This is a genomic window from Mesorhizobium sp. M0410 (genome assembly GCF_040321435.1).
In the GTDB taxonomy this organism is placed as follows: Bacteria; Pseudomonadota; Alphaproteobacteria; order Rhizobiales; family Rhizobiaceae; genus Mesorhizobium.
In genome coordinates, this window is sequence record NZ_JAMYRN010000062.1 from 1 (window position 1) to 2,821 (window position 2,821).

Consider the following 2,821-nt stretch of genomic DNA (forward strand, 5'->3'; position numbering starts at 1 on the left):
GCGACAAGCTCTCGCGCGGACACGATCTGACCAAGGCCTTCAACTACATGCTGCGCCGCTGGTCATCCTTCACCCGGTTCCTCGACAATGGGCGGATCTGCCTATCCAACAATGCAGCCGAGCGAGCCCTGCGCGGCATCGCCATCTCGGGGTCATTCTGCCCATGTTGGACAGGAGGTCGAGGTCCATTATCGTTGGCACCCGTATTTCGGACGTCGGCTTCGCTGCGAGAACAGCGAGGAGCGCGCCAACGGCCGGATCATTCATCTCGTCGTCGCGCCCGGGCATGTCATTACCGCTCCGGCCTGGGTGATCGATCCCGTGGCTTGCGCGGCGATGGATTTGGGCTCCCCGCGCGTATCGCTTGCCGCGCTGCTTGAGCTTCACAAGCTCTTGATCGAACGCCGTTTCCGGCGAGGCTCTCCGGATGATTTCACCATCGCGGAGGCGCAACATGAGAACCCTGCCACCCCCGACACGATCTCTCGTGGTCGTTCGCCAACTCAGCTTGCCGCTCGACTCGCAGAAGCTGAACGGGCTGAGTTCAGCGCAACGGACCATAGTGATCGCCCGGCTCGCCAACGTACTGATGGCCGCCGCCGGCGTGGCAACGGAGGAGGAGAGCTGCAATGACGAGCGGTAATCTGATTCCGACTGCCGTCCTCAAGCGCAAGGCCGTCGTCTATGTGCGTCAGTCCACTCAGGCGCAGGTCCAGCTCAACCTTGAGAGCCAGCGTCGGCAATATGAGCTTGTCGACGTCGCGCGGCGCTGGGGATTCCGCAAAGTAGAGGTGATCGACGAGGATCTGGGACGGACCGCAAGCGGGGCTGTGGAGCGTCCCGGTTTCGAGCGCCTGGTCGACGATCTGTGCACCGGCCATGTGGGCGCCGTGCTTTGCCTGGAGGCGTCCCGCCTGTCGCGCAACGGGCCGGACTGGCATCGGCTGCTCGAGTTGTGCGGCGAAGTCGATGCACGCGTGATCGATCTGGACGGAGTCTACGATCCGGGGTTGCCGAACGACCGCCTGCTGCTCGGTATGAAGGGCAGCATCAGCGAGTTCGAGCTCGGCGTGCTGCGTGCCCGCATGTACGAGGCCGCCCGCGCCAAGGCACAGCGCGGGGAACTGCGCATCTCCGTGCCCTTCGGCTATGTCTGGCACCGCGATTACGGTCTCGGGTTCGATCCCGACATGCGCCTGCAGGAGACCATTCGCCTGATATTCGCGCGCTTCCGCGAACTCGGCAGTGCGCGCCAGGTCCTGATCTCGATGATCGACGATGGCGTGCATTTTCCCAGACCCTCCGACGGCAAGAAGATGGTGTCCTTCGACTGGGTTCCGATCCGCTACCGCAACGTGATCTCGATCCTGAAGAACCCATTCTACGCCGGCGCCTATGTCTATGGTAAAAGCGAGAAGCGCACTGAGATCGTCGATGGCCGCGTTCGCAAGAGCTATGGCCATTACAAGCCGGCTAGCGAGTGGGCGGTGGTGCTCAAGGACCATCACGAAGGCTACATCGGATGGAGCGAGTACGAACGGAACCAGGAACTGCTCGCGGCCAACGCTTATGGCAAAGCCGGCGGCGTCAAGTCGGGCCGAGGCGGTCGCGCGCTGCTCCCGGGTCTCATCTCTTGTGGTCGATGCGGGCGAAGACTGGTTGTCATGTATGCCGGACGCGGCCAAGGTTATCCGGTATATCGCTGCGAGCGCGGCAACCTCATGATGGCACAGGCGCGATGCATGTCGTTCAACGGCTTTCGTACCGACGCGGCGGTGACCCGCGAAGCGCTGGAGGCGGTTGCGCCGATGGCGATCGAAGCGGCGTTGGAGGCTGAACGGATGCAGCTGGAGAGCGAGGCCAGGCGCCGGCAGACGATCGAGCTGGACCTGCAGCAGGCGCGCTACGAGGCATCGCTCGCCGAGCGCCGCTATGCGGCCTGCGACCCGGAGAACCGGCTTATTGCGGCCCAGCTCGAGAGGAGTTGGGAAGCCACGCTCAGGCGCGTGGAGACCTGCGAGGCCCGGCTGAGCGAAGTCCAGCGTGTGGAGCCTGTCGACGCGGTTCCGGACTTCACGGGCCTCGCCCAGAATCTCGAGGCCACCTGGAACGCGCCGGGTGTCGACATGCGCTGTCGTCAGCAACTGCTGCGCGCGCTCATCAAGGACATCGTGGCGGATGTCGATGACGATGCGCGCGACGTGATCTTGACCATCCACTGGCACGGAGGCCAGCACTCGCAGGTACGGGTTCGCAAGCCCAAATCGGGAGAGCATGGCCAGCGTACGCCTGAGGAGGCTCTGGCGATCATGCGATCCATGGCAACCCGATGGTCGGATGCCGAAATCGCTGCCACACTCAACCGCATGGGCATGCAGACCGGTCAGGGAAAGACCTGGACCGCGCGTCGCGTCCAATCGCTGCGCACGGTGCACAAGATCAGCGGCTATCGCTCTTCCGACAAGAATGGCGAGTGGATCACTATGTCGGACGCGGCCGCCCGGCTTGGAGTCTCGCACGTCAAAATCCGCCGGTTCATCAGGGATGGCCTCTTACCCGCCGAGCAGGTCATGCGCGGCGCGCCCTACCAGATCCGCGCCAGCGACCTCGAAGACGAACGGATCAAGGCCGAACTGGCGCGCAATACTCCGCGTCGCATCCACGACGACAACCAGGAATCGCTGTTTTCCGCCATTTGAAAAGGAGGTGCATAATGAATCAGTCTTCGCTCTCGGAAGAAAGTCCTGGCTGTTCTGCGGTTCCGATCGCGGCGGACAGCGCGCTGCCGTTCTCTACAGCCTGATCGTCAGCGCCAAGTTGA

The 2,821-nt window shown here is 63.3% G+C and carries 2 protein-coding genes and 1 pseudogene; all 3 read left to right on the forward strand.

Translation table 11 applies throughout. The features are described from left to right. A pseudogene (locus tag NKI63_RS30540) lies at positions 1-146 on the forward strand (IS66 family transposase); the annotation flags it as partial. Then, positions 88-633 (forward strand): hypothetical protein, encoded by a 546-nt coding sequence (locus NKI63_RS30545; RefSeq protein WP_352824123.1) that lies wholly within the window; start codon positions 88-90, stop codon positions 631-633. The pseudogene NKI63_RS30540 and the gene NKI63_RS30545, both read left to right, overlap by 59 nt. Further along, positions 630-2,699, forward strand: coding sequence for a recombinase family protein (locus tag NKI63_RS30550; RefSeq protein ID WP_352824122.1), 2,070 nt, complete (start codon positions 630-632; stop codon positions 2,697-2,699). Before NKI63_RS30545 ends, NKI63_RS30550 begins: the two co-directional genes overlap by 4 nt. Positions 2,700-2,821 lie beyond the last annotated feature (122 nt).

Coding starts and splice junctions, on each gene's coding strand:
- NKI63_RS30545 (WP_352824123.1), top strand. CDS start 88: ATGGGCGGATCTGCCTATCCAACAATGCAGCCGAGCGAGCCCTGCGCG.
- NKI63_RS30550 (WP_352824122.1), top strand. CDS start 630: ATGACGAGCGGTAATCTGATTCCGACTGCCGTCCTCAAGCGCAAGGCC.